This window comes from Paenibacillus sp. FW126-R14, from assembly GCF_058789495.1.
Genome location: NZ_JBYTBS010000002.1, coordinates 66,610 through 82,105 on the forward strand (window position 1 = coordinate 66,610; position 15,496 = coordinate 82,105).

General features: G+C 49.5%; 11 protein-coding genes. 2 read left to right on the plus strand and 9 right to left on the minus strand.

What is annotated here, in order from left to right:
• Positions 1-13: 13 nt before the first annotated feature.
• The 8 genes from AC3WRW_RS01725 to AC3WRW_RS01760 all read right to left on the minus strand — a co-directional run bounded on the left by AC3WRW_RS01725 (position 14) and on the right by AC3WRW_RS01760 (position 12,696).
• Entirely contained in the window at positions 14-823 is an 810-nt protein-coding gene (locus AC3WRW_RS01725) for an MBL fold metallo-hydrolase (protein ID WP_492544387.1), read from the minus strand.
• Between the two features lie 4 nt (positions 824-827).
• On the minus strand, positions 828-1,733 hold the full coding sequence (locus AC3WRW_RS01730; protein ID WP_492544389.1) for an SMP-30/gluconolactonase/LRE family protein: 906 nt from the start codon (positions 1,731-1,733) through the stop codon (positions 828-830).
• A gap of 213 nt (positions 1,734-1,946) precedes the next feature.
• Entirely contained in the window at positions 1,947-5,132 is a 3,186-nt protein-coding gene (locus AC3WRW_RS01735; protein ID WP_492544391.1) for a polysaccharide lyase family 8 super-sandwich domain-containing protein, read from the minus strand.
• Between the two features lie 73 nt (positions 5,133-5,205).
• On the minus strand, positions 5,206-6,459 hold the full coding sequence (locus AC3WRW_RS01740; protein ID WP_492544393.1) for an alpha-L-fucosidase: 1,254 nt from the start codon (positions 6,457-6,459) through the stop codon (positions 5,206-5,208).
• Between the two features lie 197 nt (positions 6,460-6,656).
• On the minus strand, positions 6,657-8,192 hold the full coding sequence (locus AC3WRW_RS01745) for a type 2 periplasmic-binding domain-containing protein (protein WP_492544395.1): 1,536 nt from the start codon (positions 8,190-8,192) through the stop codon (positions 6,657-6,659).
• Between the two features lie 113 nt (positions 8,193-8,305).
• Positions 8,306-9,184: a carbohydrate ABC transporter permease gene (locus AC3WRW_RS01750; protein ID WP_492544397.1), complete on the minus strand. Its 879-nt coding sequence runs from the start codon at positions 9,182-9,184 to the stop codon at positions 8,306-8,308.
• Between the two features lies 1 nt (position 9,185).
• The gene (locus AC3WRW_RS01755; RefSeq protein ID WP_492544688.1) at positions 9,186-10,139 is read right to left on the minus strand and encodes an ABC transporter permease; all 954 of its coding nucleotides are present in this window, start codon (positions 10,137-10,139) and stop codon (positions 9,186-9,188) included.
• Positions 10,140-10,383: 244 nt separating this feature from the next.
• Positions 10,384-12,696 (minus strand): AraC family transcriptional regulator, encoded by a 2,313-nt coding sequence (locus AC3WRW_RS01760; protein ID WP_492544399.1) that lies wholly within the window; start codon positions 12,694-12,696, stop codon positions 10,384-10,386.
• Between the two features lie 211 nt (positions 12,697-12,907).
• On the opposite strand from AC3WRW_RS01760, the gene AC3WRW_RS01765 reads away from it, so the two are divergent.
• Positions 12,908-14,068 carry an MFS transporter gene (locus tag AC3WRW_RS01765; RefSeq protein ID WP_492544401.1) on the plus strand — a complete coding sequence of 387 codons (1,161 nt, stop codon included), beginning with the start codon at positions 12,908-12,910 and terminating at the stop codon, positions 14,066-14,068.
• A 28-nt stretch (positions 14,069-14,096) separates the two neighbouring features.
• Complete coding sequence (locus tag AC3WRW_RS01770; protein ID WP_492544403.1) at positions 14,097-14,876, plus strand: 3'-5' exonuclease; 780 nt, start codon at positions 14,097-14,099, stop codon at positions 14,874-14,876.
• 192 nt (positions 14,877-15,068) lie between these two features.
• On the opposite strand, the gene AC3WRW_RS01775 is transcribed toward AC3WRW_RS01770, so the two are convergent.
• Entirely contained in the window at positions 15,069-15,446 is a 378-nt protein-coding gene (locus tag AC3WRW_RS01775) for a hypothetical protein (RefSeq protein WP_492544405.1), read from the minus strand.
• Between the last annotated feature and the right edge of the window lie 50 nt (positions 15,447-15,496).

The window sequence follows — 15,496 nt, forward strand, 5'->3', positions numbered from 1 at the left end:
TTGCAACTCCCTATTAGGCTTTCCTGTACAACAATATCTCGCCCGGCTGAAAGATATGAAACTTCTGTCCCGGATGCTTCTGATACAGCCGGTCCACAAACGGCGATATACCTTCGCTGTTATTCGGATACAGATCAAAGTGAACGGGCACCACCGTATCAAACCGGAGATAAGCTGCCAGATCGGCTGCTTCCATCGCATTCATATTGCCAACGACGCCAAGTCTGTTGCGGAACATATCCCGCCCGTTAATCGGCAGAAAGCCAACATCGACGGAGAAGCCCGACAGCGCTTCAACCAATCCCTCCGTCAGAAGCGTATCGCCCGCATGATAGAGGCATAGGCCGTCCCATTGCAACACGTAGCCTAAGTAATGATCCCAGCCCTCTTCATCCTGAACGCGCGCTTCATGCCAAGCCGGAATCGGGTGAACACGCAGCCCCTCAGCGAACTGCCACGGCTCATGAACGCCAAGAGCCTGCAGCCGGTCCGGAGCAATGCCCAGTGCCTCCAGCGCTGGCAGGCAAACTTTAGGAGCACCGAACCGGCAGTCCGGAGATGCCTCCGCAATGGCGCGCAGCGTACCCGGATCCATATGGTCCATATGATCGTGCGTACATAGAACAAGGTCCAAATCCGTCAATGTCTCGGGCTGCATCGGCGGCGCGTACCGTCTCGCCCAGAACCCATCCGGGAATCCGGAAAGCTGGTCGACAGAAGTTGTCAAATACGGATCGATCGCGATGGCCATGTCATTTTTGCGCAAAATAACGCCAACTTGTCCAATATACTGAATCGTGAGTTGATTAGGCTCAAATAACATGAAACTACTCCTTCTTCTTCGTCGTATAGGACGCTCCGAATGCATGCGTCTTCGTCCCTTTAACACCGGGCTTTACGGCAAAAATGCCCCCGGCATGCGGCTGTTCCCCCGCTTGATCCGTCTCCAGCCCTTTCCGGGCCGTCGTAATATACAGGGTGTCTAGCCCCTCCCCGCCAAACACACAGGAAGTTGCTTTCGCTGCGGGAACCGCAATGCTCTCCAGCTTGATGCCGCTCCGGGGATCCCAGCGCGACACCTGCCAACCATCCCAGTGGGCGATCCACAGCATGCCTTCCTCATCGATCGTCATGCCGTCCGGAAACCCTTGTTCGCCGGCAAAATCGATCAAGATCCTGGGGCGGCTGATCTCTCCTTTTTCAGCATCGAAATCGAAGGCCAGCACCAGCTTTTTCATTGAATCAATATAGTACATCTCTTTCTCGTCAAGGCTCCAGGCAATCCCATTGGATACTCCGACTCCCTCGTAAACTTTGCGATAACTATAGTTTGTTTCAAGCACATAGAGGGAGCCCGCAGCCTCTTTTTCGATAATTTCCATCGTTCCCGCCCAAAATCGGCCTTGTCCGTCACATTTCCCATCGTTAAATCGATTTGCTGGCAAATGTGCTTCAGGATCGGCGAGAGGCGTCAGCGTACGCTGCCCCATATGAAAGGATTGAAAACCGGATTGTGTCGCGAGCACCACTTCATCCTTCCCGGCACAAACGACTGCGCCTACGTATTCCCCGATAAGGAAGGATTCATTTTGACCTGTCTCCGGGTAAAACCTGCAAAATTTTTCACCCACAATATCAACCCAATACAGCGCTTTCTGTTCCTCGTTCCAGCATGGACCTTCTCCCAAAATGGCTTTGGCGTCCAAGACAAGCTGCACATTTTTTGAATCCATTTAGAATCAACTCCTCTTCCTAATTGTAAATCGTCCTCTCGCGAATTGGAAGAAGCAGGAACATTTTTCGGCAAAAAAGAAAGGGCTTTCCCCCAGCCACATGCATGACTTTTGGGAAGCCCCTCTTAGGAAACTATGATTTTTAAAAACGATGCTAATGTCTGTGCGTTAACGGTGTCGTGCGCTGCCAGCCGATTCTGGCATCTTCTGTCGTTACGGGGCTGCGACATCCTTTTTGAACGTGATGACATGCGTCCTGCCGAAGGAGTTGGCCACTTGAACGCTCAGCTTTAACGTCGGCGAAGTTTGCTGCACGGAGATCGTATCGTCCCCGCTAACGAACGTCAGCCCCGCCTTGCCAAGCTCAAGTGAAATCGCGCTTTGCGCCTGCGTTGGATCGGAGACGGCAATTTTCAGCTCTGTGTCTGATTCCTTGATCATGACAGAGGCCGGATTGTAGGCGGTGATACCTGCTGCTGAACCCGGATTCCAGAAGTTGGCTGCCGTGATCCCAAGCTTCTTCTCTTTCACCGCGTGCACAGCCGCCGTATTGCTAACGATCTCAACATTCGGCGCGTGGCTGTAAGCTTCCGTTGCTGCGGCATCTTTATGAGGCAGCATGACGTAAGCATACGATGCATTCGAAGGCGTTTGCCCGTGCTCGAACGCCAAGCTCACGTAATTTCGCGTAACCGGCGTATCCGACTGACCGCTGTTAATCTCTTTCCAGCTGCCGGTTCTTGCTTCGCGCAAGGCATACACGTTTGAAGACCCAGGGAAATAATAACCGATATCGGAACCCGGCACATTGCCGGCCAAATGAGCCCAGCTCACATTGTTTACCGTTCCCGACCAGCCAAGCGCGCTCGATTGCAGGGAGCCGTTGATCGTTAGCGCATTGTTTCCGGCATCATTCAGTTTACGATTGTCGATGATCGTTTCAACGGGGGAAGTTCCCCCTGAGCTTTTGGAAATTCCTGCTCCTAAGGCAACGATTTCATCGTCGAACATGAACCACGATTTCTTGCCCTGCAGATTGCTGCCCGTCACTTTATCCATGGAGAAATCCATGCCTGCCGCACCGTAAAGGCCATCGATGGAGGAGCCGCCGACCCAATTTTTCGAGTTCATATACGATGTCCACTCGCCCGGCGTCACGCCTTTGCCGGATTGATCCGTCGTTGTGCCCGGCAGCCGGAACGAATCCACGGTCGGCCAGAAATCATTGCGGTACTGGTTAAGGTCTTGATCGTACAGAAAGGTCATCCCGATTCCCGTGTACCAGCCTTTTAAATTTTCGTTGTTTCCTTTTTCAAAAGCAGAAATCCGGTTCGAGAAAAGACTGAGTCCAAAGCCATAACCGTCACGCAGGTGAACGACCCGGTCCATGCCCGCAAATACTTGATTAAGCTTCAATTCGCCTCTCGGTTGGATCGAAGGATTGTTCATCAGCTCTTTAATCAGCGTCAGCTCATAGATCGGCAGTCCATCCATATAATTGGCATAGGTTGTATCCGTCAAAATCCATTCCTTCGCCATCCGCTTAATCGATAACGCCACATCCGCCGGCGCACCTTCCGCTAAGCGCAGCAAGGTTGTAATCGTGCTTCTGGCGCTGCCCGTGGCTTGTCTGGAAATGCCTCTGCCGTTGACCATATCCATATAAAGTCCTTTATAAATCACGGGCTCGAACGTATCGGAAACCCATTTGTACACATTGTTAACGTTCGGATCCGTTACCGGCCACGGCGAGCCGTTCAGCTCGTAGGTCATATCCGCCGCTCGGCTTAACCATACGGCACCATACCCCGCTGTGTATGCGATATTCGTATGCTGCACAAGAGAACCGTCCTTGTAAACTCCGTCTCCGCTAGTGGTATAAATGAATTCCGGGCCGATGGCATCACGCCCCTGCGTAATTTTTGCGCTGTTGTTGCCGATCACGCCGCGCATCGTAACAACCAGAGCTTTGTCCAGCAAATTAGCTCCGGTTTCTACAACGTTGTTGAGCGTTCGTTTTTTGGGATCAGGAACAAAACGATCGATTGCTTTCATATGCTTCGTGATTTGTGTTGGCGTCAAGTGCTCGTACATAAGCACGAGGACATCATTCATAATTTGCGGCGCGCCGATTTCCCAATCCCACCAGTTGCCGTACTCGGTTTGGGATTCGTTGTAGCGGTTAGCGTTCAGCCAATCCAGCGTGCTTAGGATATCGCTCTTCAGAGCCGCATTGTGATATAAGCTTGAGCCCTTGTGCGAATAAGCGAGCGCCATTGTCTTCAGCCTGCTGTACGCCGTTGTGACTTGCGCCGAATCCGTCGTGCTGGCAAGGTCATTCCAGGCTAGCGTCCGGTTCGCCGATTTGTTGAGCGTATCCCATATGCCGGTTCCATTAGCGTTCGTGACGCTGTCCGCGATTTTCGTCAGGTTGGCGGAAATGTCAGTATCCGAAGGATCGTAGCCGGTGCCGCCTGTCAGCTTGCTGAACCATTTTGTCCGAAGCTGCGCGTACGATTGAAACAGCTCCGCAGATTCAACGTTGACGATACACTGTGCTTTGATCGTGCCATCCGGCGTAGACACCGTAATCGTAGCGGAACCGAGCCCTGCCCCCGTTATGATGCCGCTTGCGTCAACCGTTGCTACGCTTGGGTTCGTCGAGCTCCAGACGACCGTTTTGTCCGCCGCATTCGCTGGAACGAACGTCGGAGTCAGCGCTGCCGTTGCCCCTTGAGCCATGGAAAACGCCGTTTGATCCAACGTAATTCCCGTAACTCCGTTGTATTCCTCCAAGCTTATATCATCAAACCACACTTTTCCCTTGCCGGTTTCAAGGAACGGCTCAATGACCAGCTTCGTAACATTGGCCGGGATCGTCATGAATACTTGCTGCAGCGTCCAGTCCCTGGTCCCCAGCAATTTGGCGGACGCCGGTCCGTCTCCTACTTTGCTCGTGTTATAAAATTGCGTTCGAAAATACGCCCCAGTCCCCGTCACATTCTCCGTTTTCACCCACATTTTAAGCCGGTAGGATTTGCCGGCTGCCACCGTCAGCACGCTCTGATTCACAGAAATCCGGCTTGTTGCAAAAGCGTCAAACAAAATGGATTTGCTCCCTTCATGATAAGTCGTAGAGTCCAAAGATACATTCGCCGTTTGATTCGGCGCTTTCCCGCTCCCGGTTGGAATCCATAATCCCCACCCGGCCGGAGCCGGACTGGCAATCCCGTTCCAACTCGCATCCGGCGTCGTTGTCGTTTGCTCGAAGCCGCCATTGTTTATCAAATTGACAGCTGCGGCCGCCGCCTTAGGATAAGCGCTTTCAAAAAAGGGGTTGAAGGAAACCAGAAGACTCGAAATCATACTGACCGATACTAGCTTGCTCATTTTTCCCATAACGATCACCTCATCGGCATATTTTCTTAAAAGGGTAGCGAGTCGTTCTCAGAGGGAGATGACTCCCTCCTGCTTACTGTCCGCTATGATGAAAACTCAAATCTTTCAGAGCAGCCTCCCCGTCGCTATCCGTAATCTCAAGCATCACGCCACTCACATAGACAGCTGGAATTCGGATGATCGCTTTATGACCGATGTTTCTTCCTTCATAAACAGTCACAGCCCTTCCGCTTTTCTTTGTGATGATCGTTACTGCAAAGCTTCTGACATGCTCGCCATTCGTCAAATCTTCTTGAATCACAATATGATCGAGTAAATGCGGTTCTGTTGGCTCATAAATCCAAGTATTGTTCCTTCTCATGCACTGCGCCATCGTACCGATCGGGCTGCCAAAACGGCGTTGAATTTCCGAACCGAATTCCAAAAGCCGCTGCGCGTCCTTCACGTGAAATAATCCTTCCCGATCGGGTCCGACATTGAGCAGCAAGTTGGCTCCCCGTCCAACGGAGTGATAGTAGAGCCCCATCAGTTCTTCGGTGCTTTTTATCAGATGCTCGTCGGAATCGCTGTAAAACCAATTCGCCCGCAGCTGGACATCGCATTCCGCCGGCAGCCAAAGCTGCCCGTCCAATTGCTCCTTTTCCTCCGTTAAAATCGAAAATTCCGTCGAATCTACGACATTCCAGCATGGTATCGGTGCTATGCCGTCTTCATTGCCCACCCAACGAAAGTCAGGGTCTCCCATGTTAAAAATGAGAATGTTCGGCTGCATCCGACGGATTTCGCCGATTATGCGCTTCCAGTCATAGTCATGCCCCTCGGAGCCGCAGCCGTCGAACCAAAGAATGTCGATGTCGCCATAGTTCGTTAAAAGCTCGGTAATCTGGTTGACAAAATAATCGTCATACGCCTTTGCATCCTGTGTGTAAAAGTCAGCCGAGCCGTCAAAAGGCGAATAATACAAGCCGGGCTTAACGTCATACTTACGGCATGCGCTTACAAATTCCTGAACGACATCGCCTTTGCCCTCTTTCCAGGGCGTTCCCGCAACCGAGAAATCCGAATACCGCGTCGGCCAATTCGAGAAACCGTCGTGATGCTTGGCCGTCAATACCGCGTAATTCATCCCCGCTTCCTTGGCGGTCCGAATCCACTGTTCGCAATCCAGTCCTGAGGGCTGGAAAGCTGAAAGAGACATCGGTCGCTCATCGAAATCGATATACCCTTCATAGAAGGTGCGCAGGCCGAAATGCAAAAACAATCCAAATTCCCACTCTTTATAAGCAAGCTGTTTGGAGGTGGGAATTACTTTCGGCGATGATTGCATGTCATCCGTCCTTTCTTTTCAACTTGCTTTCCTATCATAAAAGAGACTTATTCATATGGGCAATCTTCAATTCTTGCACATGCCCGATAAAAAAAGACGATTCGTTCTAACAAAAAAAGCCGACTAGGCAAAAAAAGCCTATTGGAAGAAAACCCGATTTCCCCTCGGGAACAATCGGGCTCTCCCATCAACGACGGTTATTTCTTCATCTTTTCTTTGTACGCATCATTCGTTTCTTTCACATGCTGCTGGAAGCTCGGGTCGTCTTTAAACGTTTTGACAAATTTGTCCCAATCGTCCAGTGAGTTTTTGCCGATGATTACGTTAACGAGCATATCGTTAAGCTTCTTGTCCCAATCTGCCCCTTTTTCCTGAAAAGGTGCCGTTTTGGTTAATCCGTAAGTCGGATCCGGAATGGAGCTAATCGCATCAATGATTTTCTTGTTTGCCTCAAACACGTCGCTCGGAATGCCCGTTGTCTTGGCTCTCGAATATTTGTCAAAATAACCTGTCACCCATTGGCCTGTCGTATCGCCGGAATATCCTTTTTTCTTGCCTTCCTCGGTCTGCTCGACAAAGCCGTCCGGTTTAACTTTGTAATCCACGTCCGGCATCCCGTATACAGCCAGATTGTAACCGTCTACAGTCGATGTATAATCAAAAACCTCCAGTATTTTCTTCAGCTTAGCTTCATCCACTGATTTTTTATTGATCAGGAATTGACCGTAGAAACCGCTGGCTTGCTCATAGTACGCCTTGCCATCCGGAGCTTTCGGTAGCTCCACCGCAATCAAATTCGCTTTCGGATTCGCTTTTTGCAGCTCAAGATTGTATTTGTAGGCATCTACGACGTTCGCGAACGCAATGCCCGCTTTCCCGGCAACGAGCATATCCTTGAATTGAGCGGTCTTCAGCACAGGGAAGTCAGGCATAATGCCTCCGGCTTTGAACGCTTTATTCCAATAGGCAAGCGCCTCTTTGGCCTGCGGTGTCCACCAGTACGGAATCAGACTGCCGTTCTCGTCCTTCCACTTTGTTCCCGTTCCGAACATGGACAACAAATAGCTGGCCGGCCCCGGCGATCCAGCCAAAACAGCGCCATAGGTATCGGCTTTGCCATTGCCGTCGGGATCTTTTTTCGCAAACGCCTCCATGACATTATAAAGCTCATCCATCGTTTTAGGCGGCTGCATGCCCAGCGTGTCGAGCCAATCCTTGCGAATCAGCATCGCCTCGTGGCCATCGAGCGGTCTGACGCGCGGTATCGAGTACAGCTTCCCTTTCACGGATGCGTTTTTGAATACGTTTTCAGGATATTTAGCCAAATTCGGATAGTTTTTCACATAAGGCGTCAAATCCCAAAATGCACCTTGATCGATAGCATTCAGAAAAGCAGGCGTATAATTAAAATCTTCCACGAAGAGAACGTCCGGCAAATCTCTGGAAGCAAGCAGGGCATTCAGCTTTTCCGTGATTTGAGCGGAAGGAATCCAGCTCAGCTTCAGATTCATATTGAATTTCTCGTTAAGCTTTTTGACAGCTTCCAGTTCCCCTGTCGGAGCCGCTGCGAAAGCAAGCGTCGTCACCGAAATATCTGTAGGCGCAGCGGGCTTGCTGCCGGCCGTGTTCGCTGCCTTTTGACCTCCAGTCGAATTGTCACCGCAAGCTGCCAAGGTTGCCGTAAGTGCTGCAGCCGTCATCAGAACCGTGAATTTTTTTACCATCGTTTTCATAGAAAGACCTCCCGTTTATTATTCCAATCTTATCATCCCTGTTTTAGAAGGAAAACTTGTTCGGCCAACCGTTTAGAAATCGCATCACCCCTTTCAAGGCTGCAAGGCCAAGATTACCCTTTTACGGAACCGACCATCATGCCTTTGACAAAATATTTTTGCAGGAACGGATAGACGACCACGATGGGCAGCGATGAGACGACGACGGCAGCCATTTTGATCACCTGCGGAGGCACAGTCCGCTCGCTTTCCAGCATTGCGGCAACAGAGGGGTCTCCCATTTGCGAAGCAGAGATTAACATCATCTGAAGCAGCACTTGCAACGGTCTCAGCGCATCCCGGTTAATATAAAGAACGCCGCTAAAGTACGTATTCCAATAGGCTACAGCGTAAAATAAGCCAAATGCCGCAAGCGCCGAGACGGAGATGGGCAGCATGATCCGGACAAAGACGCCGATATCGGAGCAGCCGTCAATTTTGGCAGCTTCCTCCAGCTCATCCGGGATATCTTGATAAAAGTTTTTCATTAAGAAGACATACCAAGCGCTTGTTAAGGCGGGGAAAATGAGCGCCCACACCGAATCCATTAAGCCGAGACTGTCCACGAGCAAATAGTTCGGGATCATGCCTGGATTAAAGAGCATGGTCATCAAGATCGCAACAAGGAAAAATTTCTTTCCTTTCAGCCTTTTTCTCGATAACACATAGGCAAGCGCACTAGTAATCAGCAGGCTCATCAGCGTGCCGACGACCGCCAGAAACCCGCTGACGCCCATGGCATTCACGAAAGCGTTCGTCGAAAAAATAAATTCATAAGCCGAAAGGCTCCAATTCTCCGGAATTAAAATGAGCGGTTTGGCTAAGTATTCCGACGGATCTGTAAAGGAAATAATGACCACGTAAATAAACGGCAGCAGTGTGACAAGTCCGAACACCGTTAAAACCGCATAGTTCAGCGCATTGAACATTTTCGATCCCAAGCTGTTGTTCATCTTAGTAGAGCCCCTCCTCGCCGAATTTTTTGGCCACGCGATTGGCTGTCACCACGAGGATAAGGCCAACAACGGATTTGAACAGACCTGCCACCGTCGCGTAGCCGAATCTTCCCTGCTGAATGCCAACCCGATAGGCGTACGTATCGAACACATCGGCCAAATGCGCAACAGGTCCGCTGCTCATCAAGTAAATTTGCTCAAAACCGACATCCATCACTTGGCCGAGCCGGAGGATGAGCAGCACGATAATCGTGCCCCGGATACCGGGCAGAGTAACGTTCAGCATTTGCTGCCAACGGTTCGCGCCGTCAATTTGCGCAGCTTCGTACTGCTCGGAATTGATGCCTGCGAGAGCGGCGAGAAAAATAATGGTGCCCCAGCCCGCTTCCTTCCAAATGCTCTGCGCCGTCAGCATCGCCCAGAAATAGTTCGGCTCCGTCAGGAATTCGATCTTCTCGCCTCCGAACTGAACGATAAGCTGATTAATCACGCCGCTCGCTTGCCCAAAGATCAGAAAACATATGCCGACGATAATGACCCATGAAAGGAAATGCGGCAAATATACGACCGTTTGCACAATTTTTTTGAAAAGCAGACTTCTCACTTCATTCAACAGCAGCGCCACAATAATGGGAATCGGGAAAAAGAACGCAATATTCAGCAGCGAGATCGCCATCGTATTGCGAAAAAGCAGCATAAAATCCGGATTCGCAAAAAATTCATAGAAATATTTGAATCCGACCCACTCACTGCCCCAAAACCCTAAATACGGGGAATAATTCTGAAAAGCAAGCAGCAATCCCCATAGGGGAAAATATTTGAAGATAAGGAAAAACAATAACCCCGGCGCCGCCATGAGATACAAATATTTATCACGCTTGATCGCGGTCTTCCATTCTTGTACCCCTGTGTGCAAGGCACCTTTTTCCTGTTTGATTTCGGTTGGCTCCATTTGCTGCAGCCGCTCCGCTTGACCCTGTAACATTTTTTCCTCACCCTCTTCATGTCTTTGGCATCTTGCTCGCTTGCTCCTGAACAGATCGTACCTGAGGGTGGTTCGATGAACAATGAACAATTCTTGTGCTCGGAAAATGCCATACACAAAAAAAGAGAAACCCCTTGTACTGCCGGGCTTCTCCCTGGAATTATGCTCTTTTCTTGTCAGTTTGCGAAACGCGCAACAAAATATGGGCATCTTAATTTGCGATATCGGTCCCCCGAAATTGCCCCGGCGTAACTCCCGTATGCTTTTTAAAGACACGGATGAAATTTTTAGTTTGATAGCCGACTTTCTCGGCAACGTCCGAGACGGACAAATTCGTTGTCCGAAGCAGGTCGACCGCCCTGTCAATTCGAAGCTTCGTCAAAAATTCGATAAAGGAGACATCCATGGTCTTCTTGAACTGTTTGCTTAAATAGTGGGGGCTTAACCCGCATATCTGCGCGCACTGATCGAGCGACAAATCGAAATGGTAATTGTCCTCGATAAAACGGACAACTTTATGGATTAACAACTCATGCTCCTGATGCTGCTTACCGTGTACATACGTTGTGATCGGCGTTACCAGCTCCGCTTTGAACCATTCATTCAATTCGCGAATTGTGCTGATTTTGCGGATCTGCGTGTAAGGATCGGATTCCGCTTCATCAAGCAATATCGCCGAATCGGCTCCAAGCAAATAGGCTGTGCGAATGGCGGCTGTCAGCAGCCTGTAATACGAAATTTGAATAAGTTCAGGCTTGTGAACGGCTTCCTGCATCGACTTGGCGAACTCGTCCAGCATGCGCTCCGCCTCTTGCCTGTCGCCGATTTGCAAAGAATTTTCAAAATGCGTCTCAATTTCAAGCGGATAACGGTAATGAAGTTCCGATTCGCTGCCGCCCGTATGTGCGATCACCTGATTATCTCCCACAAGAATACGGGAACGGACGGCCATTACCGCTTCTTCGTAGAGCTCAGGCACATCCGAAATCAGCTCGCTTTGACCGCTCATCCCAATCGTCACCGGAAGATGCAAATAATCGGACACAAGCCCCCGAAGCCGTTCAATGAAAGCTTTGACGCCGGACGATCCGGATTCTGAAACAGACTCTTGTTCATAGAACAGCCAAACGGCAATTTGGTCATTGAGCAGATTGATGATAATCCCTTTCCTGTTATGAGAACGCAGCAAATCATCCACAATATTTTTCACCGCGAAAACAATTAAGTCATGGTCACTTTCCTGAAAGCGCGCAGGGCGCTCCGGCTGCAAATCGTAAGCAAGAACGAAGATGCAGTTCTCTAATCCGGCAGGCACGTCGTATCTCCGCAGCATAACGTCCAACTGCTCCCCGGAGTAATGAAGAAACCTTCCCTGCAGGAGCTGCAGAGCAAAAATCTCCCGAATTAACGGCAGTTGATCTCTCAATTGTTGCTGCAATTCGCTGGCTTCACTGCTGAGCTCCATCCAGCGCCTGCGCATAAAACCGACTTCATCCGTTTCCGTGTCATAGACTTGGCCGCCTTTTACTTGAGAGACGAGATTCTGAATCGGACGATAGACACGCCGGGTTCCCCAGAATGCGAAAAGAGAACCGAGTACGAGGCAGATGGCGACAATGACCAGCGTAATGAGTGCGATACCGTTCGATTTGGCGCTCAATTCCTTCACAGGCACGAGATTGATATACTGCCACTTGTTGTAAACGGAGGTGATCGGCGTAACCATGTAATCGGTGCCGTTTACTTCAAAAGCAAAACGCGGCTCCGACCGTTTCTGCGCGACGAGATCAAACAATCCTTCCGGGACAAGCTCCCCTCCTGTGGAAGTAATGAGATCTCCCTGCGCATTGAGGATATACATTTGCTCGCCTTTGTAGCTTACGAATTCCTCCATAATATCTTTAAATAGCGCTTCGTCAATATGAATAAATAAAAGTCCTGCCGGCTCCTTGGCCAGCAGCGGCACTTTACTGATGAATGTAACGCCGTTTACGTTGTAACCAGGCAAATTCGGGTAAGGGCCGGTCACCCATTTGATCTGATCCTCGGAATCAATCTCTTTCCGCAAAGCCTCACGTTGTTGTTCACTTTCTATTTTTCTGCCGCCGTAAAAAGAAGAGATCAAATAGCCTTCGTCCGGGACGTACATTGCGACATCACTGACTTCTTTGTTCCCGTTCTGCAGAGCGGACATTTCCCTTGACATGCTGGAATAAAAGCCAGTGTAGTTCGTATTCTTTAATTCCGTCAAATTCGAGCTAAAAAAACTGCCGAGCATCATTTGAATGGCGTTGTTTTGAATCCGGTCCAGCGTCGAATCGATGCTGGAGGACACATTATTCAATATCCGGACATTCGATTGATTGACTTCCTTTTGCACCGCCGATGCCGAAAACAAATAACTTCCGAAGCCCACGGCAAGCACGGGGACGATTGTCGCGAACAAAGCTAAAGTCACCATATTGCGAAAAAACGTTTTACGCTGAAAAAAGCGTTTCCAATAACGTTCGAGCACTTTGCGCATTGCGAACACCTCACCAACAGATTACTGAGCATTTTAAACGCATATTGGCATGAAATCAATCCTTTCCACGGAAAAGAAGATAACCATGATGGATTTCGAGTGTCATCTTCTCTTCTTGCACGATTTTCTTTTTGGAATCTTTCGTACAACGTGATAGAATGTAGTTTTACAGCAAATAGCTTTTATTTTACTTAGGAAGGTTAAGGTCATAATGCGCGCAGCAAATTTTTTACGTTCGTTTAATTTCTTGTATTTTGCCATGCTTGCCATGTTCGTTTCATTTCTGCCTGTTTATTTAGATGCCCAAGGACTTCCGGCGACCAAGATTGGCCTGATCATCGGTACGGGAGGAATCATTACGATCTTCTCACAGCCCTTGTGGGGCATGATTAGCGACAAAACCAAAACCATTAAAAAGGTTATGCTGCTGCTATTGGCGTGTTCAAGCGTTGTCGGGTATTTGTTGTACACATCCAACAGCTTCATTGTGCTGCTTCTGTTTACGATGTTTTTGTACTTTTTCTTAATGCCGCTTGATCCATTGACGGAAAGCCTGAACTTCCAGACCGCGGAGGCTAATCAAGTCAGCTATGGTTCCATTCGCACATTTGGCGCGGTTGGCTATGCCGTTATGTCGCTGGCCGTCGGCTATGCGATTCAGTATTTAGGCCTCAACAGCTTGGGCATTCTTTTCGGCGGAATCGGCGCGATCAGCTTTCTGATCTGTTTGGCACTGCCGGATGCTCCCGTCACAGGGAAGCCCATTACATTAAAAAGTTTGCGAAATTTCCTAGGAAATAAAGAAACAATTTGGTTTATGGCGTTAATCTTTATTGTTGCCGTTCCCCAAAGAATTAATGACACCTTTTTAGGCGTTTACCTGCGGAAATTAGGCGGTAGTCCCGAGCTTGTCGGGCAAGCGTGGTTTCTGGCCGCAGGAAGCGAAATTCTCGTATTCGCCTTAAGCTTTTGGTGGCTGCGAAAAGGGAAAGAACTTGCCATCATTGCTTTCTCGGCATTCTTTTATTTCATCCGGTTTATTCTGTCCTCGTGGATCACGGAGCCTCATGCGCTGGTCTACTTGCAGCTGCTCCAAACTTTCACTTTTCCGATTTTTTATTCGGCAGCGATCCAATATTTGTACCGCATCGTCCCAGAGGAGTGGAGAGCGACCGGTCAAACCGTGCTGGCCCTGCTGTTTTTCGGGGTGTCCGGTATTGTTGCCTCATATCTGGGCGGATGGTTCTATGAAAGCTTTGGCGGAAAAACGCTATATTTATGGATTTCCATCATGTCTTTTATCGGGCTGATATTTAGTCTGGTACTAAGCGCAATCTATGGAAAAGCGAAGAAACATGATTTGATACAATGATAGGAATAGAAAGAACGGGGGTCCCCTCATGGACTACATTATTTTGGATATTGAATTTAACGGCCGGAAATTTGCGAGCGATTTGCCCATGGAGGTAATCGAGATCGGAGCGGTGCGTCTTAATGACTCCCTCCAGCCTGTCGATGAGTTTTCCTCCTTGATCAAGCCGGTTTATTTCTCCAAATTGAACGGATTTATAAAAAAGAAGACCGGTATTCCCCAAGAGGACATCGATGCCGCCGCCGGCTTTCGCCGTGTGATTGCGAATTTCATCAGCTGGTTAAACCGAAGCGAAGCATTTCTGCTCGTAACGTGGGGCGGCGAGGATTTGAAGCGCATTGTTTTTGATACGCGGATGCATAAATTAGAGGATGCGTACTGGATGAACGCCAACTATTTTGATTTATTGAAGGGCTTTATCCGCTACAAAAATGTAACGAATGATGTCAGCGTCGAAGCGGCCCTGCTCGATTTGCAAATTGAAGCCCAAGGCTCCGCCCACAGAGCGCTGGACGATGCCCGGATGACGGCGCTCGTGTTTAAGGCCATCTTCCAGGAGCTCGATTTCGAGCGGATACAGCAATATGTAGACGTGTATAGCAACGCTAAGGAAAGACGGCTGCTTAAGACAGCTATCCGCTCTATAACGGCGCAGAAAATCGTCCCTACGTGGGAGCTCGTTGTCGAGAAGTATTTTACCGATAAAATGGCGCTCACCGATCCAAGAAAAATCACTGAGCTGCAAGCTCTGTTTGAAGCCGAGATGGCCAAGGGGCCGCAGGTTGTGAAAAAGGCGCCTGCGCAGTAAAGAGCGCGGCGCGGCGGATGAGGCGTTGGCGCCGCGGCTGCTGCCGGAGACGGCCTTTTCGGACGTCTCCGTGCAAAGCTTCGCCGGCTCGGGTTCCGAGACGGCTTTTTGGGGCCTCTCGCGGCGGATTCCATCATCAAAAAAAGCCAATCCACTCGACATGCTCATCATGTCTTGTTGGATTGGCTTTCCTTATATCTGATCAACGCCTAAACGGTTTCTGAAAGCAAGCGTCGGAATGGCGCTCCGCTCGCTGCGTCTTGATTCGCTTTGCTGCATAGCAAGCAGTTTTCCTGTCAGCTCAAGGAACCACATCTCATCTCGCACGGCGAGGGCTACATCGATCAAGCTTTTTACTTGTTCTTCTATATCGAGCGAGCTAACCGGCAATTTCCTGACATCCTGGCTGCTGACTTCCATAACTTTACCGATCGCTGATTCACGGTCTGATGCGATCACGTAAATACGAGTCAAACCTCCCAGTACATCCATGGATTCTACATACCCATGCAACATTTCATCTTGGTTCGTAGTGGCCGTAACCCAATCACTAATTTGATAGTTCATCATCCAGCACCGCCTTTAGCGAAATTTTATTCACTTGCTATACTGTAATTATA